Below are 4136 nucleotides of genomic sequence, written 5' to 3' on the forward strand. Positions count from 1 at the left end.
GCCTGAACCATCTGATCATAAGTTCGTGAGCGAGGATTAACTAACCGCTCACAAAACTTGACAGTGCCATCATAAACAAGCTCAGCCATCTGAAAAGATTTCAAGTCCTGGTACCCACCATGGGCAGGAATAAGACCGGGTGGTTGCTGCTTTTGTGGCATGAGTAGACCTCCAGAAAATTACAACTTGATTTGCAGATCAACTCCCTGAGGGACATTGCTCTGATCCACTAATACATCATAATCAGAAAAGTGTCTGGCAGGACCTTCGGAGCCTTCTTTACGGTTGACTTTAATCAAATCAAAAAGCTTATGGGCCGGAGCATTACCCAAGGAACTGTCATGTTTAAAAACCATCAAACCTCTGGAATTCATCTTGCCTCTGGCTGCAGAATGATCATGGTCAAACATGTTTTCCAGGGCCTGCCACAAAAGCTCAAGGTCATCATCTGAAAAACCAGTACCTTTATCGCCTTGAGCCAAATGAGCTGAAACATATCCTTCGGCTCTGTACAGGGCGTAGGGAACAATATGTTTCCGACCCATTGTCCGGTTGTCACCATCCTGTGCTTTAGCTTCATTTTCAGTTTCTACAGCCATTCTGGTTATGGAGATTTCTGCCGGCACAATAGGCTCAATACTTCTGGCAAAAGATATTTGTACAGGACCTCTTACTTGCCCACAATTATTCTCTTTAGTTGACATAACTGCTCCAAATGTCCTGACATCAAAAAAGTTGTTGCACATCCAATTTCTTGCAGCAGCAATTTTTTCTGCTGTTGAATCAGCCTGTTTAACCTCTGGAGCTTCATAAGCAGGAGACCTGGTGGTGCTTAACACTGCTTTTTCTTTTACATAGATATTGTAGCCTTTTCCTCCTGTCTTAGCTATCTCCACAAAATTGCGGACTTTTCTTTTGAGACATACATCTGTCACCAGGCCGTGACCGGTTTCAGGATCAATCCTGGGCATGTTTCCGGCATCTGGATCTCCATTAGGATTTCCGTTTTCCACGTCAAACAGAAATACAAACTCATAACGATTGGCAATGGCGGTCATAATCTACTCCTCCTTTTTTTCATCTTTTTTCGTAAATAAATCCTGGCGCTGGTGGTAATATCCAAGAACAAACATCCCCTGGTTTTCCAGGGACAAAGTTGAAGGAAAGCCTTGTTTCGGGTCAATGGCTTCAAGAATTTCCTGCGCTAACTTGTCTAAGCTGACTGCCCAACCGGGTTTATCCTTTCTTATCTTGGCAAGACCATGCTGAGCATTTTTCAATATAACTGGATAAATTCGTCCTGGAGTAGCTGCAGCAGCGCCAAAAAAACGGTCGCGAACGGTGGCATTAGCGCCTGGCACTGCTTCGCCCTGAATTCTTTCCACTATGGCGAAAAGCCTTCCCAGCCGATAACCGACATCAGTATTTTCCTTGTCCAAACTCATAGATATCTCCTTTTGTGCGTTTCGGGTAAGATATGCCTTGATTATGCACGCCCTGAGGTAGTTAATTTGCTTATCAGCCCTTATCCTTGTTATGGTTGCAACAAGAAGCGTGCGGGGGTATGGTTGATTTTTTATAATGGACTGAACGAGCTGTCCGCTGATAAGCGGTGAAATATTTCGAGAATCCCTCTGGGGAGCCAACTCCTTTAATATCCACCAAGGTTTGGGATGCCTTGGATCATTCTCAAAATCTTGTTTAATTGATAATGCTCTGTAATGAAGTCCAATATTCTCAGTCATATTTCCAACTGTTCCCACATGCCAAAAGCGCACAGAGAGTCTCGCAGCGTTGGGTGATAATCCAAGCACATAAAATGAACTGTTCTGATCACCAATCTCATCAGGATAACTGCCCTGGGTTACTGCATCCAGGTATTGCTCCAGCTCTTTGACCATTCCCTTGTCTTCAGCCTCCTTGCCACCGAGGGCTAATCCAAAGAAGTCCTCGGCTTTTGCCGGGGCATCCGCCCAGAAAACAATAGTTGTGTCACCCACCTGAAGCTTTCGCCTGCTTCCTGAAGCTAACAAATGATTCAGAGCTGTTGTGTATGCAAAAGCAGCTTGATCACACACTGGAGCATTTTGATTCTGTTTTTTTCCAAAGGATCTTGCAGAATCAAAATTAAATGAGATTAGAGCCGCACCAGAGGACTGTGCGCCAGGAACACCTTTGATAGCTGCATGAATAGCCGGGATAGGCACATCTTTTTGGCCTGTGATCAGACAAGTTCCATTCTGTACGTTTTTTTCAGCCCCAAAATAATTGAGCCAGGCATTTCTAACTGCAGGACGATCATGGATAAACTCACGGGTTCCATCAAACCGGAACACTATATTTTTATCCAACATTTCAGCCCAGCCTGGAATATCTTCAATCTGATCAGGGTTCCATTTGTTCAAAAATGCCAGGAGTGCTTGAGCCCCTTCATCTTCAACTCCTTCAAGGACTGAGGCTGCAAGCTCTTTAAATGCTGCATGGGTTTTGGCAGTACGCTCAGGTTTACCTTTGCTGTCCACACCCAGCACATAGCCGGAATTTTCCCAACAAAAATTTGAAGAGACACCCGATGTTTTTTTCACAGGGCCGGGAACTTCAACTTGAATCGGCCTGCCTTCATCTTTCAGATCATGTGGAGCACCAGCAATATCTCCGTATTTGTCAAGGATGATACAAAAATGTACACCCAGCCTTCCAAATCCAAACTCTGATATTCCACTCTCTGGATCAGCAAGCAGTCGCTGATAATATCCATTTAATGCTTGAAGTATCATGAAAGCACCACCTTTTGACTGCGGCAGTCAATGACTCCGTCTTTCATGACCGGACGAAAAAAGTACGGAGTCATATCCTCCTGATAATTTATGTCGTACAACATCCAGCCTAAGTCTTTTTCACCTTCTAAAGGGGAAACAGGAATTTCACCGGTAACAGACTCAAAAAATGCTGCAAACTCCCGGCATCCAAGATATGGACGATGAAAGCACTGACCTTTTACAGCCCTGCGGTTAAAGATATCTAAGTGCTTGCCGTCATTGCAGTCTTCCTGTGAGATATATTCAAAATGAGCTTCAATAATATATTCCACATCTCTGAGCACCATGGCGGCGCGCTGCTGCCTGTTGTCCTCAATAAAAAGACGAAGCTGGGCTTTGCCATCCTTCATGGCTGCACTCACCCCTGTTGATCCTTTGACTGGAATTTTTGACTCCACTTCATTGCGCCTGACATTATCAAAAAGCACAGGTTTCATTACATGAATGCGGTCTATGGACCAACTGATGGACGGTTTCCAGTATATTGCCTCCAAAATTCCCCTCGCTGCAGATGGAGTCATGACATCATAGCTGACCCGCTCCACTTTCATCTCAGGTCTTGTAAAACAGGCATAATCGCCCCAGACCCTGAGTTTTATTCCAAGAGACATAACATCACCTCCTTTTTTCTCCAAAACTTAAACAATACAATCTTCTGCTTCAAAGTTGTCCGTATCAGGAATAACCAGCCCTGTCTCAGATGTATAAAACCCCTCATTAATCAAAACAGCATAAGAGCCATCAACAAGTTCCAGAGCACCGGAACTGTCCAGCTTTTCAAATTGATGCCTGTAGACCTGGACGGTGTACTGCTGAAGAGAACGTAAAATCCCGCCTTTCGTCTCTGCAAAGCGCAAACTTTGAATCAGTTCTTCAGCCTGTTCATCAAAGGGGATAATCACAGGTGTCATCTTTTGATCAATAATTTTAAAACGCTCGGCCACATCCCGAAACGCCCAGTTTGGTCTTGGTATATTAAACTCTTCAAGAATGTTCTCTCTGTCCAGAAACTCTTGTTGCAACCAGTAGGTTTCGGAAAAATAGTACTCGATCGCTTCTGGGGAAAAAGGGTCGTCTCCGTGATGACGAAGCGTATTGCTCGCATTACCGGCCTGTTGTTTAAATGCAGGCGCAAGACCTTCTTCGGGCATGAAGACCGAAACCTTGCCCAGGCCTGAAAGCTCACCTTCACGGTTACAACGCCCAGCTGCCTGAACAATGGAATCAAGACCGGCATACTCCCTGATCACTTCAGGAAAGCTTATATCTACACCTGCTTCAATCAATTGAGTACTGATCAGTCTGCAAGGCTCACCC

3 protein-coding genes and 1 pseudogene are annotated in these 4136 nt (G+C 44.7%); all 4 read right to left on the minus strand.

Annotated elements, in window-relative coordinates; translation table 11 throughout:
- Positions 1–179: 179 nt before the first annotated feature.
- A complete protein-coding gene (gene cas7c / locus QZP87_RS11540; protein ID WP_291323075.1) occupies positions 180–1058 on the minus strand; it encodes a type I-C CRISPR-associated protein Cas7/Csd2 in 879 nt (292 codons plus the stop codon).
- Between the two features lie 3 nt (positions 1059–1061).
- Positions 1062–2777 carry a type I-C CRISPR-associated protein Cas8c/Csd1 gene (gene cas8c / locus QZP87_RS11545; protein ID WP_291323076.1) on the minus strand — a complete coding sequence of 572 codons (1716 nt, stop codon included), beginning with the start codon at positions 2775–2777 and terminating at the stop codon, positions 1062–1064.
- Positions 2774–3430 (minus strand): type I-C CRISPR-associated protein Cas5c, encoded by a 657-nt coding sequence (gene cas5c / locus QZP87_RS11550; protein WP_291323077.1) that lies wholly within the window; start codon positions 3428–3430, stop codon positions 2774–2776. Before cas5c ends, cas8c begins: the two co-directional genes overlap by 4 nt.
- 27 nt (positions 3431–3457) lie before the next feature.
- Positions 3458–4136 (minus strand): annotated as a pseudogene (locus QZP87_RS11555) (CRISPR-associated helicase/endonuclease Cas3); the annotation flags it as partial.

The organism is Desulfonatronospira sp. (assembly GCA_003563255.1).
In the GTDB taxonomy this organism is placed as follows: domain Bacteria; phylum Desulfobacterota; class Desulfovibrionia; order Desulfovibrionales; family Desulfonatronovibrionaceae; genus Desulfonatronospira.